This is a genomic window from Comamonas brasiliensis (assembly GCF_018292285.1).
Classification (GTDB): Bacteria; Pseudomonadota; Gammaproteobacteria; order Burkholderiales; family Burkholderiaceae_C; genus Comamonas; species Comamonas brasiliensis.
This window is the reverse complement of sequence record NZ_JAANES010000004.1, coordinates 307997-334290: the sequence shown is the minus strand read 5'-3', so window position 1 is coordinate 334290 and position 26294 is coordinate 307997. Positions and strand designations below refer to the sequence as shown.

At 62.0% G+C, this 26294-nt stretch carries 20 protein-coding genes; 9 read left to right on the top strand and 11 right to left on the bottom strand.

The window, feature by feature from the left end; translation table 11 throughout:
• The first annotated feature begins 9 nt into the window (after nt 1–9).
• From DJFAAGMI_RS17985 to DJFAAGMI_RS17975, 3 genes are all read left to right on the top strand, one after another.
• Nucleotides 10–1551 carry a class I adenylate-forming enzyme family protein gene (locus DJFAAGMI_RS17985; RefSeq protein ID WP_211458168.1) on the top strand — a complete coding sequence of 514 codons (1542 nt, stop codon included), beginning with the start codon at nt 10–12 and terminating at the stop codon, nt 1549–1551.
• Between the two features lie 155 nt (nt 1552–1706).
• Nucleotides 1707–2474, top strand: a complete 768-nt coding sequence (locus DJFAAGMI_RS17980; RefSeq protein WP_211458167.1) for a tyrosine-protein phosphatase — start codon at nt 1707–1709, stop codon at nt 2472–2474.
• Nucleotides 2475–2587: 113 nt separating this feature from the next.
• On the top strand, nt 2588–2752 hold the full coding sequence (locus DJFAAGMI_RS17975) for a hypothetical protein (RefSeq protein WP_211458166.1): 165 nt from the start codon (nt 2588–2590) through the stop codon (nt 2750–2752).
• 69 nt (nt 2753–2821) lie between these two features.
• Here DJFAAGMI_RS17975 and DJFAAGMI_RS17970 read toward each other — a convergent pair whose 3' ends face one another.
• Nucleotides 2822–5131 (bottom strand): NADP-dependent malic enzyme, encoded by a 2310-nt coding sequence (locus tag DJFAAGMI_RS17970; protein ID WP_043003292.1) that lies wholly within the window; start codon nt 5129–5131, stop codon nt 2822–2824.
• A gap of 281 nt (nt 5132–5412) precedes the next feature.
• Between DJFAAGMI_RS17970 and mnmE the strand changes: the two genes are divergently transcribed.
• Nucleotides 5413–6840 (top strand): tRNA uridine-5-carboxymethylaminomethyl(34) synthesis GTPase MnmE, encoded by a 1428-nt coding sequence (gene mnmE / locus DJFAAGMI_RS17965; RefSeq protein ID WP_211458165.1) that lies wholly within the window; start codon nt 5413–5415, stop codon nt 6838–6840.
• Nucleotides 6841–6929: 89 nt separating this feature from the next.
• On the opposite strand, the gene yidC is transcribed toward mnmE, so the two are convergent.
• The 4 genes from yidC to rpmH all read right to left on the bottom strand — a co-directional run bounded on the left by yidC (nt 6930) and on the right by rpmH (nt 9691).
• Nucleotides 6930–8642: a membrane protein insertase YidC gene (gene yidC, locus DJFAAGMI_RS17960; RefSeq protein ID WP_019042631.1), complete on the bottom strand. Its 1713-nt coding sequence runs from the start codon at nt 8640–8642 to the stop codon at nt 6930–6932.
• Nucleotides 8639–8938: a membrane protein insertion efficiency factor YidD gene (gene yidD, locus DJFAAGMI_RS17955; protein WP_003060017.1), complete on the bottom strand. Its 300-nt coding sequence runs from the start codon at nt 8936–8938 to the stop codon at nt 8639–8641. The genes yidC and yidD overlap by 4 nt, the downstream gene beginning before the upstream one ends.
• A complete protein-coding gene (locus tag DJFAAGMI_RS17950; protein WP_211458164.1) occupies nt 8935–9492 on the bottom strand; it encodes a ribonuclease P protein component in 558 nt (185 codons plus the stop codon). The genes yidD and DJFAAGMI_RS17950 overlap by 4 nt, the downstream gene beginning before the upstream one ends.
• Nucleotides 9493–9556: 64 nt before the next feature.
• Entirely contained in the window at nt 9557–9691 is a 135-nt protein-coding gene (gene rpmH, locus DJFAAGMI_RS17945) for a 50S ribosomal protein L34 (protein ID WP_003060014.1), read from the bottom strand.
• Between the two features lie 516 nt (nt 9692–10207).
• Between rpmH and dnaA the strand changes: the two genes are divergently transcribed.
• The 3 genes from dnaA to gyrB all read left to right on the top strand — a co-directional run bounded on the left by dnaA (nt 10208) and on the right by gyrB (nt 15583).
• Complete coding sequence (gene dnaA, locus DJFAAGMI_RS17940) at nt 10208–11614, top strand: chromosomal replication initiator protein DnaA (protein ID WP_211458163.1); 1407 nt, start codon at nt 10208–10210, stop codon at nt 11612–11614.
• Between the two features lie 131 nt (nt 11615–11745).
• Entirely contained in the window at nt 11746–12867 is a 1122-nt protein-coding gene (gene dnaN / locus DJFAAGMI_RS17935) for a DNA polymerase III subunit beta (RefSeq protein ID WP_003064798.1), read from the top strand.
• 148 nt (nt 12868–13015) lie between these two features.
• Nucleotides 13016–15583 (top strand): DNA topoisomerase (ATP-hydrolyzing) subunit B, encoded by a 2568-nt coding sequence (gene gyrB / locus DJFAAGMI_RS17930; protein WP_211458162.1) that lies wholly within the window; start codon nt 13016–13018, stop codon nt 15581–15583.
• Nucleotides 15584–15637: 54 nt separating this feature from the next.
• On the opposite strand, the gene DJFAAGMI_RS17925 is transcribed toward gyrB, so the two are convergent.
• Nucleotides 15638–16255: a glutathione S-transferase family protein gene (locus DJFAAGMI_RS17925; protein ID WP_211458161.1), complete on the bottom strand. Its 618-nt coding sequence runs from the start codon at nt 16253–16255 to the stop codon at nt 15638–15640.
• Nucleotides 16256–16409: 154 nt separating this feature from the next.
• On the opposite strand from DJFAAGMI_RS17925, the gene DJFAAGMI_RS17920 reads away from it, so the two are divergent.
• Together DJFAAGMI_RS17920 and DJFAAGMI_RS17915 are read left to right on the top strand one after the other, a co-directional pair.
• Nucleotides 16410–16811, top strand: a complete 402-nt coding sequence (locus DJFAAGMI_RS17920; RefSeq protein WP_003060002.1) for a YkgJ family cysteine cluster protein — start codon at nt 16410–16412, stop codon at nt 16809–16811.
• 36 nt (nt 16812–16847) lie between these two features.
• A complete protein-coding gene (locus DJFAAGMI_RS17915; protein WP_249334501.1) occupies nt 16848–17717 on the top strand; it encodes a protein NO VEIN domain-containing protein in 870 nt (289 codons plus the stop codon).
• Between the two features lie 22 nt (nt 17718–17739).
• On the opposite strand, the gene DJFAAGMI_RS17910 is transcribed toward DJFAAGMI_RS17915, so the two are convergent.
• The 5 genes from DJFAAGMI_RS17910 to DJFAAGMI_RS17890 form a co-directional block, all read right to left on the bottom strand.
• On the bottom strand, nt 17740–19131 hold the full coding sequence (locus DJFAAGMI_RS17910; protein WP_211458160.1) for a sensor histidine kinase: 1392 nt from the start codon (nt 19129–19131) through the stop codon (nt 17740–17742).
• A complete protein-coding gene (locus DJFAAGMI_RS17905) occupies nt 19131–19835 on the bottom strand; it encodes a response regulator transcription factor (protein ID WP_167007567.1) in 705 nt (234 codons plus the stop codon). The genes DJFAAGMI_RS17910 and DJFAAGMI_RS17905 overlap by 1 nt, the downstream gene beginning before the upstream one ends.
• A 122-nt stretch (nt 19836–19957) precedes the next feature.
• On the bottom strand, nt 19958–21253 hold the full coding sequence (locus DJFAAGMI_RS17900) for a TolC family protein (RefSeq protein WP_211458159.1): 1296 nt from the start codon (nt 21251–21253) through the stop codon (nt 19958–19960).
• A complete protein-coding gene (locus DJFAAGMI_RS17895) occupies nt 21231–24344 on the bottom strand; it encodes an efflux RND transporter permease subunit (RefSeq protein ID WP_211458158.1) in 3114 nt (1037 codons plus the stop codon). The genes DJFAAGMI_RS17900 and DJFAAGMI_RS17895 overlap by 23 nt, the downstream gene beginning before the upstream one ends.
• Before the next feature lie 19 nt (nt 24345–24363).
• Nucleotides 24364–25527, bottom strand: a complete 1164-nt coding sequence (locus DJFAAGMI_RS17890) for an efflux RND transporter periplasmic adaptor subunit (RefSeq protein ID WP_419095617.1) — start codon at nt 25525–25527, stop codon at nt 24364–24366.
• Nucleotides 25528–26294 lie beyond the last annotated feature (767 nt).

Sequence of the window (26294 nt, the reverse complement as noted above, 5' to 3'; positions counted from 1 at the left end):
ACGCCAGCCATGATGAATTTCATTTCCCTGCTCGACCAGCAGGCACGCACGCGCCCCGAAAAACTGGCGCTGCGCGCCGACGGCCAGGACTGGAGCTATGCCGCACTGGCCGAGGCCAGCCATCGCGCCGCTGCCGTGCTCCGCGCGCAAGGCATGCGCCAGGGCGACAAGCTAGGCCTGCTGTGCTTCAACACCCCGGGCTTTGTATTCGCACTATTCGGCGCCTGGCGGCTGGGTGCCGCCGTCGTGCCCATCAACCACAAGCTGCAGGCCCCGGAAGTCGCCTACATCCTGCGCCACTCGGGCGCACGGCTGTGCATTGTGGATGGAGCGCGCGCATCGCTGATCGCAACCGTCCAGGCCGAACTGCAGCCTGCGGCAGAACTGCAATGGCTGAGCACGGCTTCTGCCGCCGAAGGCGTGGGCTTTTTCGACGAGCTGCTGGCGCTGGCCACCCCCTGCCGCGACGAGCACTGCCATCCGGCACCAGACGCGCTGGCCGAAATCCTCTATACCTCGGGCACCACGGGCCAGCCAAAAGGCTGCCTGCACAGCCATTCCAATGTCTTCCATTCAGCGCTCTGTGCAGCGGCAGCCACCTCGCTGTCGCCCAAGGAGCGCACGCTGATCGCCATGCCCATTTGGCACTCGTCGCCGCTGAACAACTGGTTCCTGGGCACCTTGCTCATGGGCGGCACCGCCGTGCTGATGCGCGAATACGCTCCCGGGGAGTTTCTGGAGGCGCTGGAGCGCGAGCGCATCAGCTTCACCTTTGGCGCGCCGATTGCCTTTCTGGCTCCGCTGGCCGTGGTGCCGGATGTGGCCAGCTACGACTTCAGCGCCATGCGTCTGTGGGCCTACGGCGGCGGGCCCTTGGGCGCGGAGATGGTTCGCAGGCTGGCCCATGTCTATCGCAGCGACCGCTTCATGCAGGTCTATGGCATGACTGAATCCGGCCCGCTGGGCACCGTGCTCTATCCCGAGGAAGCCTTGACCAAGCCAGGCTCCATCGGCCGCAGTGCCATACCCGGCGTGGAGCTGGAGCTGCGCCGCCAGGATGGCAGCCCGTGCGGCCCCGACGAGGTGGGCGAGATCTGCCTGCGCTCCGCCGCCATGATGCAGGGCTACCTGAACAGCCCCGAGGCCACGGCCGCGGTACTGGACGAGCAGGGCTGGTATAGCAGCGGCGATCTGGCACGCAGGGATGCGGACGGCTATCTCTATATCGTGGACAGGCTCAAGGACATGATCGTTACGGGTGGCGAAAACGTCTATTCCAAGGAAGTGGAAGACGTGCTCTGTACCCACCCCGACGTGCAGGACGTTGCAGTCATCGGCCGGCCCCATCCCGAATGGGGCGAGACCGTGGTGGCCGTGCTGACCCTGAAGACCGGCAAGTTGCTGGACCAGGAGACCCTGCGCGAGTTCATGGCCCCGCAGCTGGCGCGCTACAAGATTCCGCGCCTCTTCGAGTTCCGTGACACACTGCCGCGCACCGCTACCGGCAAGCTGCTCAAGCATATGCTGCGGGGCAGTGCAAGCAGCCATTGAGCACGAAGGCACTGTCGCAAGACGGCTCTCGGGCAGGTTCGGCGCCGCATGTCTTGCCCATGCGGCGCTTTCTGTTCGGGCCGGCGATCCTGTTGCCGCGCCCGGGTAACACGGATGACATGGATGGGTCTTTGCAATCCGCTATAAGCATTGGTATGCAACTGAACCATGACCTGCTGACGGAGCGCCCCGCGCGCCAAGTCTCCCTCTCGGGAGCCTCCAACTTCCGTGATCTGGGCGGATATCAGGGCCTGGACGGCCGCCGCCTGCAATGGGGCAAGCTGTACCGCTCCGCGCATCTGGCGCATCTGACACAGCAAGACCTGGACCAGCTGCAAAAGCTGGGCATACACCGCAGCGCAGACTTTCGCGGCGAAGGCGAAAGCGCACATCTCTCCTATGCCTGGCCTCTGATCGAGCGCCATGCCCTGGTGGTCGAGCCCACCGTGGTGCAGCGCGCCCAGTCCATGATGGAGCAGGGTCGCCACCTCAGCAGCCGCGATACCGAGGAGCTGATGCACGACACCTATCGCAGCTTTGTGAACGTGTACGGCAATCGCTTTGCGCAATTCCTCGCACTGCTGCAGCTCAGCGATGCACCGCTGGTCTTTCACTGCACGGCCGGCAAGGACCGCACGGGCTGGGCTGCGGCCCTGCTGCTGACGGCGCTGGGCGTGGACGAGGAGCAGATCATGGAGGACTATCTGCTGACCAATCAGTACTTCGTACGCCCGACCCAGATGTATGGTCAGCTGTCCGAAGAGGCCCTGGATGCGCTGTGGCGCGTGCAGCCGTCCTATCTGATGGCCTCGGTCGATGCGGTGCGCGCCCAGCATGGCAGCGTGGACCGCTATCTGAGCCAGGTGCTGGGTATGGATGGCGCCGCGCGCGAGCGGCTGGCCGAGCTGTATCTGGAGACCTGATCAACTTTGATAGCTTTAAACGCTTACTCCGTTTAGGCTAAACCCACTTTTAGGCAAAACAAGCTGTTACGGCAGGGTATCTCCAGCCCGCTACCATGGGGCTACGAGCCGCAATGGATGCGGACAAGGAAATGCAGATGCGCAAATGGCTCTCCCTGGCCGCAGCAGCCGCCACGCTGGTGCTGACGGCCTGCTCCGGCACCATGCCGGCCTCCTCCAGCTCCGGCGGCGTGGAAATCTTCGGCACGGTGGACGCAGGCGTCAGCCGTACCTGGTAAGCCCCGTCGCAAGGCACAAAAAAGCCCGCCGTGCTCCATGCACGGCGGGCTTTTGTTTTTGCTACGTAATTAACGGCTGACGTTGGCGTCGGCCACGGTCAGCGCCGTCATGTTCACGATACGGCGCACCGTGGTGCTGGGCGTCAGCACATGCACGGGCTTGGCCGCACCCAGCAGCACCGGGCCCACGGCAATGCCGCCGCCGGCCGCCTGCTTGAGCAGGTTGTAGCTGATGTTGGCGGCATCGATATTGGGCGAGACCAGCAGGTTGGCATCACCCAGCAGCGTGCTGTTGGGCATGAGCTTGGCGCGGGCCTTGCCGTCCAGGGCCACATCGCCGTGCATTTCGCCATCCACTTCCAGCCAGGGCGCCTGCTCGCGCAGCAGCTCCAGGGTCTGGCGCATCTTGACGGCGCTGGGCTGGTTGCTGGAGCCGAAGTTGGAGTGGCTCAGCAGCGCAGCCTTGGGCTTGATGCCGAAGCGCATCATTTCCTCGGCGGCCATGATGGTGATCTCGGCCAATTGCTCGGCCGTGGGGTCGTAGTTGACGTGGGTGTCGACCAGGAACACCTGACGCTCGGGCAGCAACAGACCGTTCATGCAGGCATAGGTGGTCACGCCGCTGCGCTTGCCGATGACCTGATCGATGTAGTTCAGGTGCACATTGGTGTTGTTCCAGGTGCCGCAGATCAGGCCGTCGACCTCGCCCTTGTGCAGCAGCATGGAGCCGATCAGCGTCAGGCGACGGCGCATTTCGATCTTGGCGATGGGCGCTGTGATGCCCTTGCGCTCCGTCATGCGGTGATAGCTCTGCCAGAAGTCGCGGTAACGCTCGTCATGCTCGACGTTGACCACGTCGTAGTCGGTACCCTCCTTCATGCGCAGGCCGAACTTCTCGATGCGCTGGGCGATGATGGCGGGACGGCCGATCAGTGTCGGGCGCGCAATGCGTTCGTCCACCACGATCTGGGCTGCACGCAGGATGCGCTCTTCCTCGCCCTCGGCATAGGCCACGCGCTTCTTGGCGGCCTTCTTGGCGGCATGCACGATGGGCTTCATCATGGTGCCGGAGGCGTAGACAAAGGTCTTCAGATGCTCGCGGTAGGCATCCATGTCCTGGATGGGGCGCTTGGCCACACCGGCTTCGGCCGCAGCCTGTGCCACGGCGGGCGCAACGATCAGCATCAGACGCGGATCGAAGGGCTTGGGAATCAGGTACTCGGGACCGAAGCTCAGCACCTCGCCCACATAGGCGGCGGCCACTTCTTCGGACTGCTCGGCCTGGGCCAGCTCGGCAATCGCGTGCACGCAGGCGATCTCCATCGAGGTGGTGATGGTGGTCGCACCGCAGTCCAGCGCACCACGGAAGATGTAGGGGAAGCACAGGACGTTGTTGACCTGGTTGGGGTAGTCCGTGCGGCCTGTGGCGATGATGGCGTCGTCGCGCACCGCCTTCACATCTTCGGGAATGATTTCCGGGTTGGGGTTGGCCAGCGCGAAGATGATGGGCCTGGCCGCCATCTTCCTGACCATGTCCTGCTTGAGCACATTGCCGGCAGACAGGCCCAGGAAGGCGTCAGCGCCCTCGATCACCTCGCCCAGAGTGCGCAGCTCGGTCTTCTGGGCAAACATCGCCTTGTCCGGATCCATCAGCTCGGTACGGCCCTCGTAGACCACGCCGGCGATATCGGTCACGAACACGTTCTCGCGCTTCAGACCCACTTCCAGCAGCAGGTTCAGGCAGGCCAGCGCCGCGGCGCCGGCACCCGACGCCACCAGCTTGACCTCTTCGATCTTCTTGCCGGCGACCTTGAGCGCATTGACCATGGCCGCTGCCACGGTGATGGCCGTGCCGTGCTGGTCGTCGTGGAAGACGGGAATGTTCATGCGCTTGCGCAGCTCGCGCTCCACGAAGAAGCACTCGGGCGCCTTGATGTCTTCGAGATTGATGGCGCCGAAGGTGGGCTCCAGCGCAGCAATCACGTCGACCAGCTTTTGCGGGTCCTTCTCGTCGATTTCGATGTCGAACACATCGACGCCGGCGAACTTCTTGAACAGCACGCCCTTGCCCTCCATCACGGGCTTGGAGGCCAGCGCGCCGATGTCGCCCAGGCCCAGCACCGCCGTGCCGTTGGAGATCACGCCCACCAGGTTGCCGCGGCTGGTGTATTTGAAGGCCGCAGCCGGGTCCTTGACGATTTCCTCGCAGGGCGCAGCCACGCCGGGCGAGTAGGCCAGCGCCAGATCATGCTGATTGGCCATGGGCTTGGTTGCCGCGATGGCCACCTTGCCGGGCTTGGGGAACTCGTGATACTCCAGTGCCGCCTGACGCAGCAACGCACGTTTATCAATCGAGGTAATGGGCTTGGTGTCGGACATCAGCGGTCTCCAGCTCGCAAAGTAAGTCATCCGCAGTAAGGACTCTCTATGGGCACATAACCCGGCCCCTGTGTTCTTGCGGACGATGAAATCGGATTTTGGATTGTAGGCCGAGCGCTATCAAAAAAAGAGGGGTTGCAGCTCGGCGTTTAAGGTCAAACAGCCATGACTGTTCAATAACAATGCAAACGAAATCATAGCATTATGCAAATAATGCATGAAGCACAGAGATATGATTCTTGTTGACCTTTGTTTGCCTGCCTCTCTGAAAGCTTCTGCCCATGCTGCCCCGCCACAACGACCCGATTGCCGCCATCGCCACCGCCCCCGGGCGCGGAGCCGTTGGCATTGTGCGAGTCTCCGGCAAAGGTCTTGCGGCCCTGGTGCGAACGCTTTGCGGCAAGGAGCTGAAACCGCGCGAAGCGACTTACCTGCCCTTCAGGGATGCAAACGGCTCGCCCATAGACCACGGCCTGGCGATCTACTTTCCCGGCCCCCACAGCTACACGGGCGAGGACGTGCTGGAGCTGCAGGCCCACGGCGGCCCCGTGGTGCTGCAGCTGCTGCTGGCGCGCTGCCTGGAAGCGGCCCAGAGCGGCGGCGAGGACGGCAAGCCGGTGCTGACGGGGCTGCGTCTGGCCCAGCCCGGCGAGTTCACCGAGCGCGCGTTTCTCAACGACAAGATCGACCTGGCCCAGGCCGAGGCGATTGCCGACCTCATCGATGCCAGCACCGAAGCCGCCGCGCGCAGTGCCAGCCGTTCGCTGTCCGGCGCGTTCTCGCAGGAAATCCATGTGCTGCGCGACGCCCTGGTGCATCTGCGCATGCTGGTGGAAGCCACGCTGGACTTCCCGGAGGAAGAAATCGACTTTCTGCAGAAGGCCGATGCCTTTGGCCAACTCGAGCGCCTGCGCGACCAGGTCACTGCCGTGCTGGCACGCGCCCATCAGGGCGCGCTGTTGCGCGAAGGCATCAAGGTGGTGATTGCCGGTCAGCCCAATGCGGGCAAAAGCTCGCTGCTCAACGCACTGGCGGGGGCCGAGCTGGCCATCGTCACCCCGATTGCCGGAACCACGCGCGACAAGGTGCAGCAGACGATTCAGATCGAGGGCGTGCCCCTGCATGTGATCGACACCGCAGGCCTGCGTGACAGCGAGGACGAGGTGGAGCGCATCGGCATTGCGCGTGCCTGGGACGAGATTGCAGCAGCCGATGCCGTGCTCTTTCTGCACGACCTGACCCGCGTGGAGCAGGCCGACTATGCGGCGGCCGATGCCGATATCGCCCGCACCCTGCAGGACAGGCTGCCCGCTCAGGTGCCTGTCATCCATGTCTGGAACAAGACCGATATGGCGGCTGCCGATGTGCAGGCCCGTCACACGGCCCAGCTGAATGCGCAGCAGATCGCCTTGTCCGCCCGTACCGGCGACGGCCTGGACGCGCTGCGCAAGCGACTGCTGGAAGTGGCGGGCTGGCAATCCGCGCCCGAAGGCCTGTACCTGGCCCGTGCCCGCCATGTGGAGGCCCTGCAGGCCGTGGATGCCCACCTGGAGATGGCTGACGCGCAGTTGGCGGCGCAATCCGCCCATCTGGATCTGCTGGCCGAGGAGCTGCGCCTGGCCCAGCTGTCGCTGAACTCGATCACCGGCGAATTCAGCTCCGACGACCTGCTGGGGGTGATCTTCTCCAGCTTCTGCATCGGCAAGTAAGACAGCAGGCCGGCCCGCCGCCTTGTTCAAGCGGGCATAAAAAAACGCCACCTTTTCAGGTGGCGTTTTGGTTGGCGCTGGCGCCGTGCTTACTTGCCTTCGGCAGCCTTGCCGAACTTGGGCAGGTTGAACTGAGGCGGCACGCCCATGCGCTTGTTGATGATCCACTGCTGAGCGATCGACAGAATGTTGTTCGTCAGCCAGTACAGCACCAGACCCGAGGGGAAGAAGAAGAACATCACGCTGAACATCAGCGGCATGATCCACATCATCTTGGCCTGCATGGGGTCAGGAGGAGCGGGGTTCAGGGCAGTCTGCAGCAGCGAGGACAGAGTCATCAGCAGCGGCAGGATGAAGAAGGGATCCGGCACCGAAAGGTCGTGAATCCAGCCGATCCAGGGCGCATTGCGAATTTCCACGCTGGACTGCAGCACCCAGTACAGAGCCATGAAGACAGGGATCTGGATGATGATGGGCAGGCAGCCGCCCATGGGGTTGACCTTCTCCTCGCGGTAGATGCGCATCATCTCCTGCTGCATCTGCTGGGGCTTGTCCTTCAGACGCTCGCGCATTTCCTGAATGCGGGGATTGATGGCCTTCATCTTGGCCATCGAGGAGTAGGCCTTGGCGTTGAGCCAGTAGAAGGCGATCTTCAGCAGCACCACCAGCGCCACGATGGACCAGCCCCAGTTGCCGATGAACTTGTGCAGCTCGGACAGCAGCCAGTACAGCGGCTTGGCCAGAATCGTCAGCCAGCCATAGTCCTTGACCAGTTCCAGACCGGGCGAGAGCTTTTCCAGCATGGGCTCGATCTGAGGGCCGGAGAACAGGCGCGAGCTCACGGTCTTGGTCTGGCCGGGTTCCACCGTGCCCACGGGCGTGATCATGCCCACGGCATAGAGGTTGTCGCCCACCTTGCGCACGAAGTTGTCGCGCTGGATGCCGTCGGCCAGCAGCCAGGCGCTGGCAAAGTAATGCTGCACCATGGCCACAAAGCCATTGGGAGAAGCCTTGTCGACCTCGGCCTTGCCGCTTTCGATGTCCTTGAACTCGACCTTGTGGTACTTCTTGGCGTCGGTGTAGACGGCAGGACCGGTGAAGGTGGAGTAGAAGCTGGACTCATGCTCGGGCTTGTTGCCGTCGCGCACCAGCTGCATGTACAGCTGGGGGTTCACGGCGGTCGAGCCGGTGTTGACCACATCGTGCTGCACATCGACGGCATAGGAGCCGCGCTTGAGCGTGAAGGTCTTGACCAGCTTCACGCCACCCTGGTCGGCAGACTCGAAGCGCACTTGCACGCTGTCCTGACCGTCCTTGAGCTCGCGCTCGCCGGGCATCACGGTCATGGGAGTCTTGTGCGTGGGGAAGTTGCCACCGATCAGACCGGTCTGTCCCAGGTAGACGCGCTTGGCGTTTTCCTCGAACACCTGCATGAGCTTCTTGTCATCCGCGGTGTCGGAGTACTTGAGCAGCTCGGAATGCTTGAGCGTGCCGCCTTCGCTGTCGAAGGTCAGACGCATGACATCGCTGCCCACAGTCACGTCCTGACGGGGCGTCACGGCCGCTGCGGGCTGGCCTGCGGCATTCGCAGCGCCGGGCACATCGCCGGCAGAAGCGGCTGCGGCGGGCTGGGGAACGCTGACATCGGCAGGCTTGGCATCGGCCGCAGCAGGTGCACTGACCGTCTGCGGCGATGGGAAGAAGGTGGGCTTTTTGCCGTTATGGATTTGCCACTTGTCCCAGAGCAAAACCATGGAAAAGCCAAATATCACCCACAGTATGGTGCGGCGAATATCGTTCATGAAGACTTCTTAGGTGAGGAAGGTTGGGTGGTCGCGGAAGAGTCCGAGGCATTGTCCAGAAAGGAAAACAGCCTGGGCTTTTGCTGTGGCACGGGATCATGCCCTCCGTCACACCACGGATGACAGCGCGCCAGCCGGCGCACCGTCAGATAAGAGCCTACCGCAGCGCCGTGTTGCTCCAGCGCTTGAAGGGAATAGGCCGAGCAGGTCGGCTCGAAGCGACAGGCCGACCCCAGCCAGGGACTGAGCAGCAGCCTGTAGCCACGCACCACAGCCATGAGCAGTCGCTGCATCATGGCTGGTTCTCCGGCTGATTTGCTATTGAATCAGTAGCTTCTTGCGTTTTTCCATCAAGGGCTTGAGGCGAATTTTCCTTAAAACCCACCTCCGCCGCGGCGGCCTGACGGGCCTGCGTCAGGCGGCGCGCCCCGGTCGCAAAAAGCTGTTGCAGTTCCTTGCGGACCGCTGCCTTGAGCTGGTCCGAGGTTGCACTGACGAATTGCTTACGGTCAAACCCCGAGCGCAGGCGCACCACATAGGAAGCACACAGCAGGGCGTCTTCGTACTCCGAGGACACCGCATAGATCTGGCGCTTGATGGTGTGGCGCGTGACCGAGCGTCGCGCCCAACGCTTGGGCACCATGGCACCCAGCCAGGCCTGCTTGCGCACGGCACCAATGCCAAACAGGGCCTGCGGATCGCTCGATCCGGGCCCTGTCCTGGGGTTGGCAACCATGTCGGCAACCTCGGCCACCAGCTCCATGCGGTGCAGGGCGAAGTGCGGGGTACGGGCAATGGTGCCCGCGGACATGGTGGCCTGGAATTGCGGACGCGTTTTCAGCCTTTGCATAGGAGAGCCTCCGTTCAGAGGCCTTCAGCGCAGCGAAGGAGCAGACCGCTAGCCAACGCCGGCCTTAGACGGCCAGACGCTTGCGGCCCTTGGCGCGACGTGCGTTGATCACGGCACGGCCACCCTTGGTCTTCATGCGGACCAGGAAACCGTGGGTACGGGCGCGGCGGATCTTGGAAGGTTGGTAAGTACGTTTCATGTTGGTTCCTTGAGAAGGTTCAGTATTTGCGTCGGCAAGGCGCCATGTTTGCGCCCGACCATTCCGGTTTTGCGCCGCACACTGTCACCGCCAAACCCGATATTTTTTCACATGCCGAGCATGTCATCGGACCAGAAGGCAACAAACGGAACAAAGCACCCGCCACAGCGCCCGGGAACATGTTGCGCATGTTCTAAAGCAGCTGGGCGCGCGCGCACAAAAAAGGCGCCCGGCTCATATCACCCTGAACACATTCAGGGAAACCGGGGATTATCACAGCGTTGCGCTTTTGATGCAATGACCCTTGAATTTGCTATGGACTCATGAGGATACCGTCAAGCCTGCGCCGAGGTCGGAGATTCTTTACAAACCGCAGGCTGCCTAATCTATTAGGATGTGCAGCCTATTACGCACTGGAGTCGGGGACAGCCTTCTGATATTTTGTGGATAACTTCCGCAAAAGCTACAATACCAACCCCGCAACTGTTCCTCCTATCCACAATTAGACTTTTGACAATGACAGAGGAACCAACCAATGATGCAGGCCAGGCCCTGTGGCAGGTCTGCGTTGAGCAACTGGGTCAGGAGCTGCCGGAGCAGCAATTCAACACCTGGATCAAGCCGCTGACGGCACTCGTTGCAGAAGATTTTTCCAAGGTCACAGTCTATGTGGCCAACCGCTTCAAGCTGGACTGGATCCGTGCCCAGTATGCAGGCCGCATCTCGGCCATGCTGGAGTCGCTTTACGGTCAGACCGTCACCCTTGAGTTAGCACTCGCTCAGCGCGAAAGCGTTGTGCGTACTTACGTTCGCCCGCCATCTGCAACGCAGCAGACAGCGGCGCAGACGCTCAATGTCGCCGTACCCACCGTCACCAGCGAAGAGGCCAGTGCTCCGGTTTTCCGCACCCGCCTGAACCCGGCTCTCACCTTCGAGACGCTGGTCGAAGGTACGGCCAACCGCATGGCGCGCTCGGCCGCCATGCATGTGGCAGGCTCGCCCGGTCATCTCTACAACCCGCTGTTCATCTACGGCGGTGTCGGCCTCGGTAAGACCCACCTGGTGCATGCTGTGGGTAACCAGCTGCTCAAGGACAAGCCCGACGCCAAGATTCTCTACATCCATGCCGAGCAGTTCGTCTCGGATGTGGTCAAGGCCTACCAGCGCCGCACCTTTGACGAGTTCAAGGAGCGCTACCACTCGCTCGATCTGCTGCTGATCGACGATGTGCAGTTCTTCGCCAACAAGGACCGCACGCAGGAAGAGTTCTTCAACGCCTTCGAGGCCCTGCTGGCCAAAAAGAGCCATATCGTGATGACGTCCGACACCTATCCCAAGGGTCTGGCCAATATTCACGAGCGCCTGGTCTCGCGCTTCGACTCCGGCCTGACGGTGGCCATCGAGCCGCCCGAGCTGGAAATGCGCGTGGCGATTCTGATCAACAAGGCCCGCGCCGAGAACGCCGACATGCCCGAGGAAGTCGCCTTCTTCGTGGCCAAGAACGTGCGCTCCAACGTGCGTGAGCTCGAAGGCGCGCTGCGCAAGATCCTGGCCTATTCGCGCTTCAACCAGAAGGAAGTGTCGATCCAGCTGGCGCGCGAGGCACTGCGCGACCTGCTCAGCATTCAGAACCGCCAGATCTCTGTGGAAAACATCCAGAAGACGGTGGCTGACTACTACAAGATCAAGGTGGCCGACATGTACAGCAAGAAGCGCCCAGCCAGCATTGCCCGGCCGCGCCAGATTGCCATGTACCTGGCCAAGGAGCTGACGCAGAAAAGCCTGCCCGAGATCGGCGAGCTGTTCGGCGGCCGCGACCACACCACCGTGCTGCACGCGGTACGCAAGATCGCGGGCGAGCGCCAGACCAACACCGAGTTGAACCAGCAGCTGCATGTGCTGGAACAAACGCTCAAAGGTTGATGAAAACTCCCCCATGAATGTCACTCACACAGGGCAAAATGGGGAATTCACGCGGCATGAGGGAGCGTCCGCATCGCCCTGCGGATGCCGCCGCGTCAAAACAAATGCGCATTTAAATCACTGAGGTTGACATGATCGTCCTGAAAGCCACACAAGACAAAGTTCTCGCGGTCCTGCAATCGGTGGCCGGCATTGTCGAGCGCCGCCACACGCTGCCCATTCTGGCCAATGTGCTGATCAAGAAGACGGGCAATGCGCTGCAGCTGACAACCAGCGACCTGGAAATCCAGATCCGCACCACGGCCGAGCTGGGCGGCGACGCCGGCGACTTCACCACCACCATCGGTGCCCGCAAGCTGATCGACATCCTGAAGACCATGCCCGGCGACCAGACCGTGAGCCTGGAGACGCAGCAGTCCAAGATGATTCTGAAAGGCGGCAAGAGCCGCTTCACGCTGCAGACCCTGCCCGCCGAGGACTTCCCGCTGGTACAGGAATCGGCCGCCTTCGGCCCCGCCTTCAGCGTGCCGCAGAAGGTGCTCAAGGACCTGCTGGGCCAGGTCTCCTTTGCCATGGCCGTGCAGGACATCCGCTACTACCTGAACGGCATTCTGTTCGTCGCCGAAGGCAACACCCTGAGCCTGGTGGCCACCGACGGCCACCGCCTGGCATGGGCCAGCGCCACGCTGGACGTGGAAGTGCCCATCAAGCAGGAAGTGATTCTGCCGCGCAAGACCGTGCTGGAGCTGCAGCGCCTGCTGTCGGACGCCAGCGGCGAGAACCAGCCCGTCATCGAGATGCAATTTGCCAACAACCAGGCCAAGTTCACCTTTGGCGGCATGGAGTTCGTGACCAAGCTGGTCGAAGGCAAGTTCCCCGACTACAACCGCGTCATCCCGCGCAACCACACCAACAGCGTGACCCTGGGCCGCGCTCCGCTGCTGGCATCGCTGCAGCGCACGGCCATCATGACCAGCGACAAGTTCAAGGGCGTGCGCCTGTCGGTCGAGCCCGGCACGCTGCGCGTGGCGTCCAACAACGCCGAGCAGGAAGAGGCCATGGACGAACTCGATATCGACTACGGTGGCGACACCATCGAGATCGGCTTCAACGTGACCTATCTGATCGACGTGCTCACCAATATGAGCCAGGACATGGTCAAGATCGATCTGCAGGACGGCAACAGCTCGGCGCTGGTCACCATCCCCGAGAACGAAAGCTTCAAGTACGTCGTGATGCCCATGCGCATCTGAGTGGACCGAACGCAGCCAGCCATTTCATTGCCTGAAATAACAGGAGCAGCTACCGCTCGTCCTGTAATGATTTCAGGCAAGTATTCATTTGAAAGTTATGCAGGTCAGGCGCCAACAGCTCCTGACCTTGTAGCAGCAAGGTAATTTCATGACCGAAGAGAACAAGCCAGACACCCAGAGCGCCGCAGATGCAGGCGGCTATGGCGAAGGCGCAATCCAGATCCTGGAAGGCCTGGAAGCCGTGCGCAAGCGCCCGGGCATGTACATCGGTGACACCTCGGACGGCACCGGTCTGCACCACCTGGTCTTCGAGGTCGTGGACAACTCCATCGACGAAGCGCTGGCCGGCTACTGCGACGACATTCTGGTCACCATCCATGCCGACGGCTCGCTGTCCGTGATCGACAACGGCCGCGGCATTCCCACGCGCGTGAAGATGGACGACAAGCACGAGCCCAAGCGCTCGGCTGCCGAAATCGCCCTGACCGAGCTGCACGCCGGCGGCAAGTTCAACCAGAACAGCTACAAGGTCTCGGGCGGTCTGCACGGCGTGGGTGTGTCCTGCGTGAACGCGCTGTCCATCTGGCTCAAGCTCACCGTCAGCCGCGACGGCGTGCGCCATGAAATCGACTTCTCGCGCGGCTTTGTGCAGAACCGCCTGATCGAAGTCGTGGACGGCACCGAAGTCTCGCCCATGCGCGTGGTCGGCCCCAGCGACAAGCGCGGCACCAAGGTGCACTTTCTGCCCGACCAGGAAATCTTCAAGGAGAACTTCGAGTTCCGCTATGAAATCCTGGCCAAGCGCCTGCGCGAGCTGTCCTTCCTGAACAACGGCGTGCGCATTCGCCTCAAGGACGAGCGCGACGGCAAGGAAGACGACTTCTCGGGCGCCGGCGGCGTCAAGGGCTTTGTGGAATTCATCAACGGCACCAAGAAGGTCCTGCACCCCACCACCTTCTACGCCGAAGGCACACGCCCGGCAGAGACCTATGGTGGCATTCCCGGCACCGAAATCGGCGTCGAAGTCGCCATGCAGTGGAACGACAGCTATGCCGAGCAGGTGCTGTGCTTCACCAACAACATTCCCCAGCGTGACGGCGGCACCCACCTGACCGGCCTGCGCGCCGCCATGACCCGCGTCATCGGCAAATACATCGCCGACAACGAACTGGCCAAGAAGGCCAAGGTCGAAGTCACCGGCGACGACATGCGCGAAGGCCTGTGCTGCGTGCTCAGCGTGAAGGTGCCCGAGCCCAAGTTCTCCAGCCAGACCAAAGACAAGCTGGTCAGCTCCGAAGTCCGTGCGCCCGTGGAAGACATTGTCGGCAAGCTGCTCGCCGAATTCCTCGAAGAAAAGCCCAACGACGCCAAGATTCTCTGCAACAAGATTGTCGAAGCCGCCCGCGCCCGCGAAGCCGCGCGCAAGGCCCGCGAAATGACGCGCCGCAAGGGCGTGCTCGACGGCATGGGCCTGCCCGGCAAGCTGGCCGATTGCCAGGAAAAAGATCCTGCGCTGTGCGAAATCTACATCGTCGAGGGTGACTCCGCCGGCGGCTCCGCCAAGCAGGGTCGCGATCGCAAGTTCCAGGCCATCCTGCCGCTGCGCGGCAAGATCCTGAACGTGGAAAAGGCCCGCTACGAAAAGCTGCTGTCCAGCCAGGAAATCATCACCCTGATCACGGCCCTGGGCACCGGCATCGGCAAGGTCAGCGAAGACTCGGGCAAGAGCAGCAGCGACGACTACAACCCCGACAAGCTGCGCTACCACCGCATCATCATCATGACCGACGCGGACGTGGACGGCGCCCACATCCGTACCCTGCTGCTGACCTTCTTCTACCGCCAGATGCCCGATCTGGTCGAGCGCGGCCATATCTACATCGCCCAGCCGCCGCTGTACAAGGTCAAGAACGGCAAGGAAGAGCTCTACCTCAAGGACGGCCCGGCCCTCAACAAATACCTGCTCAAGATCGCGCTGAACCACGCCAGCGTGAACACCGGCGGCGACAATCCGCGCACCGTCGAGGGCGAAGAGCTGTCCAAGCTGGCCAACATGCACCTGGCCGCCGAAACCGTCATCGAGCGCCTGTCCAACTTCATGGATGCCGAAGCCCTGCGCGCCATTGCCGACGGCGTGCAGATCAAGCTCGACACCATTGAAGAAGCCCAGGAGTGCGCGCCGATTCTGGAAGCCAAGCTGCGCGAGCTGACCACCACCGGCGTGCCCGCCGATGTGACGGCCGAGATCGACCCCAACAGCGAGCACCCCATCCTGCGCATCAGCCGCCATCACCACGGCAACATCAAGAGCTCCATCCTTACCCAGGAGTTCGTGCGCAGCCATGACTATGCCGCCCTGTCCGACGAAGCGCAGAACTTCGTCGGCCTGCTGAGCGAAGGCGCCAAGGTCACGCGTGGCGAAGGCGAGAAGGCCAAGACCGAGAAGGTCGGCGACTTCCGTCAGGCCATGGCCTGGCTGATCTCCGAAGCCGAGCGCACCACGGGCCGCCAGCGCTACAAGGGTCTGGGCGAAATGAACCCCGAGCAGCTCTGGGAAACCACCATGGACCCCAACGTCCGCAGCCTGCTGCAGGTCAAGATCGGCGACGCCATCGAAGCCGACCGCGTCTTCACCATGCTCATGGGCGACGAGGTGGAACCGCGCCGCAACTTCATCGAAGACAACGCGTTGCGTGCGGGGAATATCGACGTTTGATTTTTGCCCTGGTGCAAAAAGCCCGAAGAAAAGGCCAGCGTAAGCTGGCCTTTTTTATTTCAGCTTCTGCACCGAAGCCCTGGTCTTCACGCGCTCGAAGTGGGCCGCCACGCGCGGGAATTCGGCAATGTCCACGCCGTCGCCCTTGAGCCAGCCGGCCACGGTGTAGAGATAGCCGTCAGCCACGGTGAACTGCTCGCCCATCACCCAGGTCTTGTCGCCCAGATAGTGCTGTTCGATCACGGCAAAGCATTCGCGCATGTTCTGGGGCACCTTGGCTCGCATGGCGGCCTGGGCAGCCTCGTCGTCGGCCCAGCGCGAGGCGCGCGGACGGTGGGCGTGGGCGATGTGCGCGGTAGAGGCCAGATAGGCATTGAATTCCTGCATCTGCGCCAGCGCGAAGGGATCATGGAGCGGCGCCAGTCGGGCCTGCGGATGGGTCTGCGCCACATACAGCAGCAGCGCCGGAGTCTCGGTCAGCACGCCGCGTTCCGTGGCCAGCGCGGGCACCCTACCCTTGGGATTGATGCTCAGATATTCGGGGCTGCGCTGCTCGTTGTCGGCAAAGCTCAGCGTCTTGAGCGTGAACTGGGCGTCTGCCTCATAAAGCGCAATCAATACGGCCTGCGCGCAGGTGCCAGCTGCGTAATAAAGCGTGGTTTGGCTTGCCAAAATCGTTCTCCCGTGGATGGTGATGCCTGTGCAGTGTAGGCTTCCCTGCAGCCCGCTCAATCCCATGAACCGGGTCTGCTCATAGCAATGGCGCAAGGCAGACATCGACATCTCATGGCAGCATCGCGCTTCTCCCAGAAGTGCCCCACCCGAAATGAAATCCTCCATCCGCATTGTTGACGTCGACCGCCTGGAAACCTGGAGCAAGTACAAGGCCGGCATGTGTGACAGCTGCGCTGCCAATTGCTGCACCATGCCGCTGGAGGTACGCCTGCCGGATCTGGTGCGCCTGGAGCTGGTGGACCCGTTCGAGGTCGAAAACATCGAGCCCAAGCTGATCGCCAGGCGGCTGCTGAAGATGCGTCTGATCGACCACTTCAACCCCAAGCACGAGATCTTCACCATGGCCCGCCGGGCAGGCGGGGACTGCAATTTTCTGGACAAGAACACGCGCCGCTGCACGGTCTATGAAAAGCGTCCGGAGACCTGCAGATTGCATCCCAAGAAAGGACCCAAACCAGGGTTCTGTGCCTATGGCAACAAGGCACTTTCATAGCAACGCAGTGCGTTTAATTCCTGGCAAGATCGGGACATGGAGACATCACAAAAAGGCCAGCCTTGGAGCGCAACAGAAGTTCAGGCAACCATCCAAAGTTATCTGAACATGCTGCGGCAAGAGCTGGCCGGGCAACGCTACAACAAGGCGGCTTGCCGACAGCTTCTATTCCAGCAACTGAACGGTATCCGATCGCCTGCATCCATTGAATTCAAGCACTGCAATATCAGTGCAGTCATGCGTCTTCTTGGCTACCCTCACATCAAGGGTTATCAGCCGCGGTTCAACTTCCGGTTCAACTTCCAGTCGCTGCTGATGGAGGAAGTCGAATCCCAGCTGCAGCAATGCCAGGCGCTGGAAGCCATTGTGCAATTTGCCGTGACTCAGCCGGCAGTTGAGTACCTCGCTCCGACATTCGACACTGTGCAGCAAGAGCCCCCGAAGCGCACGCCCAAAGCGGCTGAGCCCACCGCAACTTATGCCCTGCACAGTGCCGCTAAACGTGACTATCTGGCTCAGGAAGCACGCAATCGTTCACTGGGTTTGGCCGGCGAAAAATTTGTGCTGGCTTATGAGCAATGGCAGCTTGAAAAGCAAGGACTCCACAAGCTGGCAAGCAGAGTCGAGCATGTTGCCGAGTCGCTGGGGGACGGATTGGGTTTTGATGTGCGATCCTTCGACCTGCATGGCAAGGAAAAGCTGATCGAAGTAAAGACCACCAGCTTTGCCAAAGAAACGCCATTTTTTGTCACACACAATGAGCTGCAGGTGTCGCAGCAAGAATCTTCTCGCTTTCATCTATACCGTCTTTATGACTTCAGAAAGCGCCCTCAGTTGTTTGATCTGCCAGGAGCGATCGACAGCCATTGCCAGTTGGATGCACAAAGCTATCGCGCCAGCTTCTAATGACGAGACTCCGCTCTCGCCCTTAGGCCACGGCAGGCAACCAGATGCGCGCCACCAGGCCTGGATGGGCGTTGTGAAAACTGAGCTTGCCACCATGCAGCTGGACAATGGCCAGCACACTGGCCAGACCCAGTCCGTATCCCGGGCGATCCGATTCCGCGCGGTAGAAACGGGTGGTCATTTTCTCCAGGGTCTGAGGATCTGCACCCGGCCCCTGGTCCTGCACGGTGATCTCCACACCCCAGACGCCATCGCTGCCGTGCTCCTGCGCTGGTGCGGCGCGCAGCAGCACGTCAGCCCCGTGAACGTCGTCGGGTGACGCTCCGTATTTGATAGCATTATCGACAAGATTGGAGACAGCGCTGGCCAGCAGGTCGCCATCGCCCAGGGCCTGCACACCTTCCTGCACATCCAGCCTGAGAATGCCGCCGGCGTCTTCCACCAGCGGTTCGTAAAAGTCCACCACGTCGACCAGCAAAGCCTGCAGATCAACCGATGCAAAGCTCTTGCGACTGGCTCCGCTTTCCACTTCGGCAATCTGCAGCAGCTTCTCGAAAACCACGCCCAGCTCGGCCACTTCTTCGGCTACCAGCGCCAGCGTGGCGGACTGCATTTCGGGGCTGGCCTGCTGCGCGTTGCGCAGGCGCAGCAGGATGCGCGTCAGCGGCGTTCTAAGGTTGTGCGCAATGCTGTTGGAGACATGGCGTATGCCTTCCATCAGCTGCTCGAGCCTGTCGAGCATGGTGTTGATATCGCGGTTGAGCAGCGTGAATTCATCCTCGCGCTGATCGACCGGTATGCGCTGGCGCAGTTCGCCTGCCGCCACACGCGACATAGTGCTGCGAATGGCGGCCGCGCGCTCGTCCACCACGCGCCTGAAGACCATGGCGCCGATCACGGCCATGATGCAGGCCGCCACGGCAGCCAGCAGGCTGGCCTGACCGAACAGCTCTTCCATATCGCGCTGCAGCTGCATGTCGCTGCCTACGGCCAACAGATTGCCATTGGGCATTTCCACGACGGCCACCCGGCCCACCATCAGCCGTCCGTTGCGCTTCACGGTCAGCTCGCGCACGCCCATGATGCTGAGCTTGCGCGGAGGATATACCTCGGCATTGCTGACAATGGTCTCGCCTTGCGGGTTCATGAGAATGACGATTTCCGTGTCGGTGTTCACACCGTCACGAATGGTCTGAAGAATCTCGTTTTCCAGCGCTCCCGGGCCGTATTTGGCCGAGTGCTCGGTCAGTCTGCGCACATGGTTTTCGGCCTGCTTGTCGAGCCGTACCCGCACCACGCCCACAGTCTGGACATAGAAGACGGCCAGCACAATGGCCATGGTCAGGACCATGAGGCCGCCATAGCTGAGAGCCAGTCTGAATGCCAGCGAACTCCAGGGTCTGGAGCGCATCATCAGACCACCTCGGGCAGGTCTTGCGGCTGGTCCGAGAGGCTGTAGCCCACACCGCGCACGGTGTGGATCAGAGGCGTGGCAAAGCCTTTGTCCACCTTGCTGCGCAGGCGGCTGATGTGCACGTCGATCACATTGGTCTGCGGATCGAAGCGGTAATCCCAGACCGACTCCAGCAGCATGGTGCGCGTGACGATCTGGTGCGCGTGCTGCATGAGAAACGCGAGCAGACGGAATTCGCGCGGCTGCAGCGACAGCGGCTGGCCGGCACGCTCGGCGCTGCGCGAAATCAGGTTGACGCGCAGATCGGCCACCTGCATCTCGCGCGTGGGAGCAGGGATCTGGGCGCGGCGCACCAGGGCTTCGAGTCTTGCCGATAGCTCGGAGAAGGCAAAAGGCTTGGTCAGATAGTCATCGCAGCCGGCCTTGAGCCCGCGCACTCTCTCGTCGGTGGCAGACAGGGCACTGAGCACCAGAACCGGCGTCTGCTTTCCCATGGAGCGCAACGCCTGCAGGATCTGCAGCCCGTCAAAGCCATTGGGCAGCATGCGGTCGAGGATGATGACATCCCAGTTCTCGCCCACGGCCTGCGCAATGCCTTGCACACCGTCACCGCAGACGCTGACATGCGCGCCTTGCTGGCGCAACCCTTCAGCGATGTAACGCGCGTTGAGCGCATCGTCTTCGATGATGAGGTAGCGGTACATGCGGAGTCTGTCTCTGGCCGTTGGTGGACAGACACTATAAGCCGTCGCCTCCTCCTTCGCAGCGGGCGGCAGGGAAGCATCAGGAGGTGGAACAGGGGTTTGTGCCATCTCCCCTGCCTCGCTCAAGGCTGCACCTGTGGCAGATCGCCGCTGGCCAGACGCACCTCCCACTCGGCGTCCAGCATGTCCTTGACCAGCTCCAGATGCTCCAGCCGGTGCTCGGTGATCGAGCCCAGTGCATCGATCAGCTCAAGAATCGTGCCCTTGCCCAGCTTGTAGGCATCCTGAGCCATCTGGTGCAGCGGTGCAATCTGCGCCAGCCCTTCCTTCTCGTAGTCGCGCACGGCAGTGCGGCGCAGCGACAGCTGCTGCAAGGAGCGCTGCAGTTCGGACTGGGCGGCCAGCAAGGCCGCATCGCGGCGCAGCTCGGCCTGGTCGGCCTCGACCTTGGCGCGCTCGATGGGGCCCTGGCGGCGGTCGAACAGCGGGATCTCCACGCTCACGCCCACCTGGTTGAAACTGCCGTCCACGCTGTTGCGGATGCGAGCCAGACCAAAGGATGGCGTGGGCAATGCCTCGCGCTGCTCGAGCTGGATCTTCTGGCGTGCTCTGTCCAGCTCGGCCTGCGCGGCACGCAGGTTCGGCAACTGGATCTGCGCCTGGTTCCACAGCTGCTCGTAGCCGGGTGCCTTGCGAATGTCAGTAGCCTGCAGACTGCCCTCAACACGTACCTGCCATTGCGGCAGGGCCGCAATGGCGGCCACGCGCGATCCGGCATCGCGCAAGGCGGCCTGGGCCTTGCTGACCTGCATGCTCATCTGGGCCTGTTGTAGGTTCAAACGCGCGCCGTCATAGCGGCTGCGCGTACCGGCTTCGATCTGACCCTTGACGATGTTGCCCGCCTTCTCCAGCTCGTCGCGTGCAGCCAGCCACACCTGATAGCGCTGCTGCGCCACCAGCAGCTCGTTGAATGCATGGGCGGCATCGCTCATGGTGACGGCGACCGCCACGTCGGCATTGGCCGCTGCGGCCTTCTCGCCCAGCCTGGCGTTCTCGATGCGCATGCCGCGCTGGCCGAAGATCGGAATGGCCTGCTCCACACCCCATTCCTTTTCTCCGCGCTTGCTGGAGTAATGCATGGCGGGATTGGAGATGGTTGCCGCCGTCTTGCTGTCGGCCCTGGCCAGATCCAGCTGCATGCGATCGGCTGCCAGATTGGGCTGGTTCTGCACGACGATGCGCAGATATTCCTGCAGGGTCACAGGCTGCACAGGGGCCGCCATACGGCCCGCTGCGGCACTGTTCTGCGCAGGTGCGTCCATCGCATCGGCAGCATGGGCAAGGCCGCTGAAAGCACCGCAGCACAGTGCCGCAGCCATGGCCAGCGAGTGCCATTTATTCATCTTGAGCGCTTTCATCACGTTCTTCCTGCGTCAACATGTTCTTGGGGCCCAGCAAGGCATACAGCACGGGCAGCAGCACCAGTGCCACCAGAGGCAGCACCACCATGCCGCCGACGATGACCGAGGCAAACGGGCGCTGGGTTTCGCTACCCACGCCAGTGGACAGTGCCATGGGCAGCAGGCCCAGCAGCGCCAGCAACGCCACCAGAATGATGGAGCGCATGCGCTCGGCCGCACCTTCGATCAGCGCCTGCATCAAGGGCATACCCTGGCGGCGCAAATCTTCGACCGCAGAGACCACCAGCAACCCCGCCAGGGCCACCTGGCCCAGCAAGGCAATAAAGCCGATGGCCGCGCTGATGGAGAGCTCGATATGCGCCAGATGCAGGGCCGCAATGCCGCCCACCATGGCAAACGGCGCGCACAGCAAGATGATGCCGGCGCTGCGGGCCTGGCCCAGCGCACCGAACAACAGGGCGTAGACGATGACCAGCGACAGCGGCACCACCACCTTCAGGCGTGCAGCCGCACGTTGCTGGTTCTCCCATTCACCGCCCCAGACAGCCTGGTAGCCTTCAGGCAGTTTCACGTTCTGCTTGAAGGTGGCCAGCGTGTCCTTCACCACCGAGCCGATATCGCGACCTTCCACGTTGAACTTGAGCGCCATGTAGCGCGCATTGCCTTCGCGGAAGATGGAGGAGTTGCCGACCTTCATGCTGACCGTACCGACCGAGCCCAGAGGCACCGAGCCACCATCGGGCAGCGGTATGGCGATGTTGCGAATGCGCTCTTCGTCCATGCGGTCCACATAGGGCAGGCGCACGCGCACCGGCACGGGGAATTCGCCTTCCCACAAAGTGGTGGCCACATTGCCGGCCAGGGCCACTTCCAGGGTCTTTTGCGCGTCCTCCATGGCAATGCCCTGGCGCGCCAGAGCCTGGCGGTCGAACTGCACATGCACCTGGGGTGCCGGGGCATCGCGGTACAGATCCAGATCGACCACGCCATCGATGTCCTTCACCAGCGATTTGGTCTGCTGAAGAATGCTGCGCAGCGTGGGAATATCAGGGCCGAACAGCTTGAGCACGACCTGGCCGCGCGCGCCCGAGGTGGACTCTTCCACGCTGTCGCGAATAGGCTGCGCGAAGTTGAAGGCCACGCCGGGAATCTCGCCCAGCGTCGCCCGCATTTCCTCGATCAGCGCGGGCTTGGTCAGGCCCTTGCGCCATTCGCCATGGGGCTTGAGGCGCACCAGCACCTTGGCCAGATTCAGCGTCTCGTTGTCGGTGCCCGATTCGGGGCGTCCCTGCTCCGTGGTGACGGTGATCACCTCGGGGAAGACCTTGAGGCGCAGACGCACATCGCGCAGCACTTCCTGGCCTTTTTCCAGAGAGATGGAAGCGGGCATCTGCACCAGCACATAGGCATCGCCCTCATCGAGCTCCGGCAGGAACTCGGTGCCCAGCCATTTGGCCGAAACCCCGGCCACCACCAGCACGCTCACGAACACGGCGATCACCGCAGTGCGGCGCTTGGCTGCGCCCAGCACCTTGGCGATCCAGTGCTGGTAGCCGTGGTGTGCGCGGTCGAAGATCTTGGGCTCTTCCACCATCACATGCTTGGGCTTGAGCAGCAAGGCGCACAGCGCCGGCACCAGCCCCATGGCGAACACCAGCGCACCCAGCAGGGCAAAGCTGTAGGTCATGGCCAGCGGGCGGAAGATGCGGCCCTCGATGCTCTGCAGCGAGAACACGGGAATCAGCGCCGCAATCACGATGGCCATGGCGAACAGTGTGGGCTTGGCCACGGCAACGGCCGAATCCACAATGATGTGGCGCATGTCGTTGGCCGTCTGCGGCTTTCGCAGCCGGGCATTGCGGATGATGTTCTCGGCCAGCACCACGGCACCGTCCACCATGATGCCGAAGTCGATGGCGCCCATGGAGATCAGATTGGCAGGCATGCCCAGCCAGTGCAGGCCGATGAAGGCCACCAGCAGCGACAGCGGAATCACCGTGGCCACGATCAGCGAGCCACGCAGGCTGCGCAGAAACAGCCACAGCACGGCCACGATCAGCGTGGCACCGAACAGCAGGTTGTGCTGCACGGTCTTGAGCGTGTGGCCCACCAGATCGGAGCGGTCATAGTTGGTGACCATGTGCATGCCTTCAGGCAGGCCTCCGCTGTTGAGCTCATCGACCTTGGCATGAATGTCATCGAGCACGATGGAGGGGTTGGCGCCGCGCTTGAGCAGCACAATGCCCTGCACCACATCGTTCTGGTCGTCCATGCCCACCGAGCCCTGGCGCGGCGTATGCGACTGCGCGACACGCGCCACGTCGCCGATGGTCACGGGAGCCTTGCCACGCATGGCAACGACCACATCCTGAATCTCCTGCGGATTGCGCAGCAGGCCGATACCGCGAATGATGAAGGACTGCTCGCCACGGCGCATCAGGCCGCCACCCACATTGCGGTTGGACTTGGACAGCGCATCGCTCACATCGTCCAGGGACAGGCCCAGGCTGTAGAGCTTTTCTGGGTCGACTTCAACGTGGAACTCCTTGACGAAGCCGCCAATGCTCACCACGTCGGCCACGCCCTGCACCTGCTTGAGCACGCGCACCACATGCCATTCCTGCTCGGTGCGCAGCTGCGCCAGATTGTGTCTGTCGCTCTGCAGGCGGTAGTAGAAGATCTTGCCCAGCGGCGTGTAGTCAGGCGCCATTTCAGGCGTCACGCCATTGGGCAGATCCGCCTGCGGCAGACGCTGCGACACCTCGGCTCGCGCCGTAAAGCTTTTCGCGTCGTCGTTGAAGACCAGATTGATCATGGAGAGACCGAAATAGCTCTCCGATCGCAGCGATATCAGACCCGGCGTTCCGTTGAGCTCACGCTCCAGTGGCTGGGTGATCTGGCGCTCCACCTCTTCGGGAGCCAGGCCCGGTGCCTGGGTGATCACCCCGACCTGCACATTGGTCACGTCGGGATAGGCTTCGATGGCCGTCTGCAGATAGGCGTAGACGCCGTAGACGGCAATCGCCAGCGTGGCGCACACCGCCAGCAGCCGACGATGCACCACAAATGAAATAAATGAACTCAGCATGGTTCAGGCTCCTGCCGGACTAGAGCAGCTGACTGGCCGCGCCGTCGAGCAGCAGACCACCACGCACCACAATCTTCTCACCGACCTTGAGGCCGCTGATCACCGGCACCATGCCTCGCGATGGGCGCCCCAGAGTCACCACGCGCGCCTCGAACTGGTTGTTCTCATGCTGCACATAGACCACGCTGTGGCTTTCATCCTTGATGAGCACGGCGGTGACCGGAATCAGCATCTCCTGCTGATTCGACAGCTGCACGCCCACCTTGGCCTGCATGCCGGGACGCAGCACAGGGTTCTGTTCGCTCAGCTCCACCACCACGGCAGCGCGGCGCGACTCCTTGTCCAGCGTGGCTCCAAGATGGCGCACCGTGCCCTTGATCGGTTTGGGCAACTGCGGCACCTCGACCTGCACGGCACTGCCCAGGCGAATGCCGGGCAGATCGGACTCGAACACCTCTGCAACCACATTCATGGCCTGGGGATCGCCAATCATGAACAGCGCGGCTCCCGGTTCAGCGGCAGTCCCCACCACGGCCTTGCGCTCGGCCACGATGCCGGCACGCGGTGCGCGCAGCTCGAGTCGATCGCCACCGCCCGAGCCCAGCAGCGCAGCCGTGCCCTGTGCGCGGCCCAACTCCTGCGAGGTTTCGCGCAGCTTTGCCTGCGCGGCGCGCAGATCAACTTCCACACCCACGCCCTTGTCCACCATGGTCTGCTGGCGCTGGGCTTCCACCACGGCCACATCATGTGCGGTCTTGGCCGCAGCCACGTCATAGCGCGTGCGCAGCGCATCGGGGCTGACCAGGGTCGCCAGCAGATCGCCGGCCTTGACCATATCGCCCACATGCGCATTGACCGACAGCACGCGCGCCGAAACCGGCACCGAGACGGAGGCCACGCGATCCTCGACGAAGGCCACATGCGCTGGAGCCCAGGCCATCTGCAGCCCCTGCGGATTGCCTACGGGCGCGATCTCCAGCATCTTCAAGGAGGCTGGCTTGACCTGGATAAAGCCCTTGGGCAGTTGCGCAACCGGCTTCTGCGCCTCCTCGGTGGCTCTGGAGGCATCACAGCCGAGCAGCAGGCCCGCAACGGCAATGGCTGCAGCCATCACCGGCAGTCTTGCCAATGTCCAGTTTGGTAAATGTGCCGCTCCCGGCTGTCTCACAAGGCTCTTGTACATCGTTCACTCTTTCCCAAGTCCGGCAAGTGACGGGCGCGTCCACGACTTCACCTGCAGTGATGACGCCATGCTAGGAAGAGCACCCCGCTGCGTGGATGACACACGCATTACGGTTTGGTAAGGCCAAGCACGGACTGGAGCAGGGCCGTAGAGCAGGCCCTGCCCCGCTGATGCTCTGAAACCAGGAAATCAGCCTTCAGACAGGCTGCATTGCTCATTTTTCAGGCAACTCACGCATACCCTCGGCCACTTGCTCAAAAAACAGGCATCTTTCATGTATTTTTTCATACATGAGTATCAAAAGTGTCATTACTTCATGATCAAAGGCCGAACCATGGCTCGTCCCTGAATTTCAGGGAAAACACGATCAACCCATTGACGTTCAATGGGTATCTACTATCAAAAGATGAGCTTTGAAGTTATCCATGCGGTGGATAGATTTGGCCTTCTTCCTCCTCCGCTTCCAGATTTCAACAGAAACAGGCTCTCTTGCATACAAAGCAGCGAGACGAGCATTGGCCGTGGGTGATCTTCCGCCATCCGCTGCACGCCATGACCTTCAACAGACTTGTGGATAAATTTGATGCTTCGCCACCCGCAAGAGCGAAGAAAGCCATGAACAACCTTACCCACAGCACTTGAAAACCATGCTTTTTCTGCAAAATTGCAGCAAAGCCAGAATCTAGAAAAATCTTTTTATTCATAAAAATTTAACAACCATATCCACAGGGATTGATACATGGTTGTCTCCAGGATATGTACAGGCC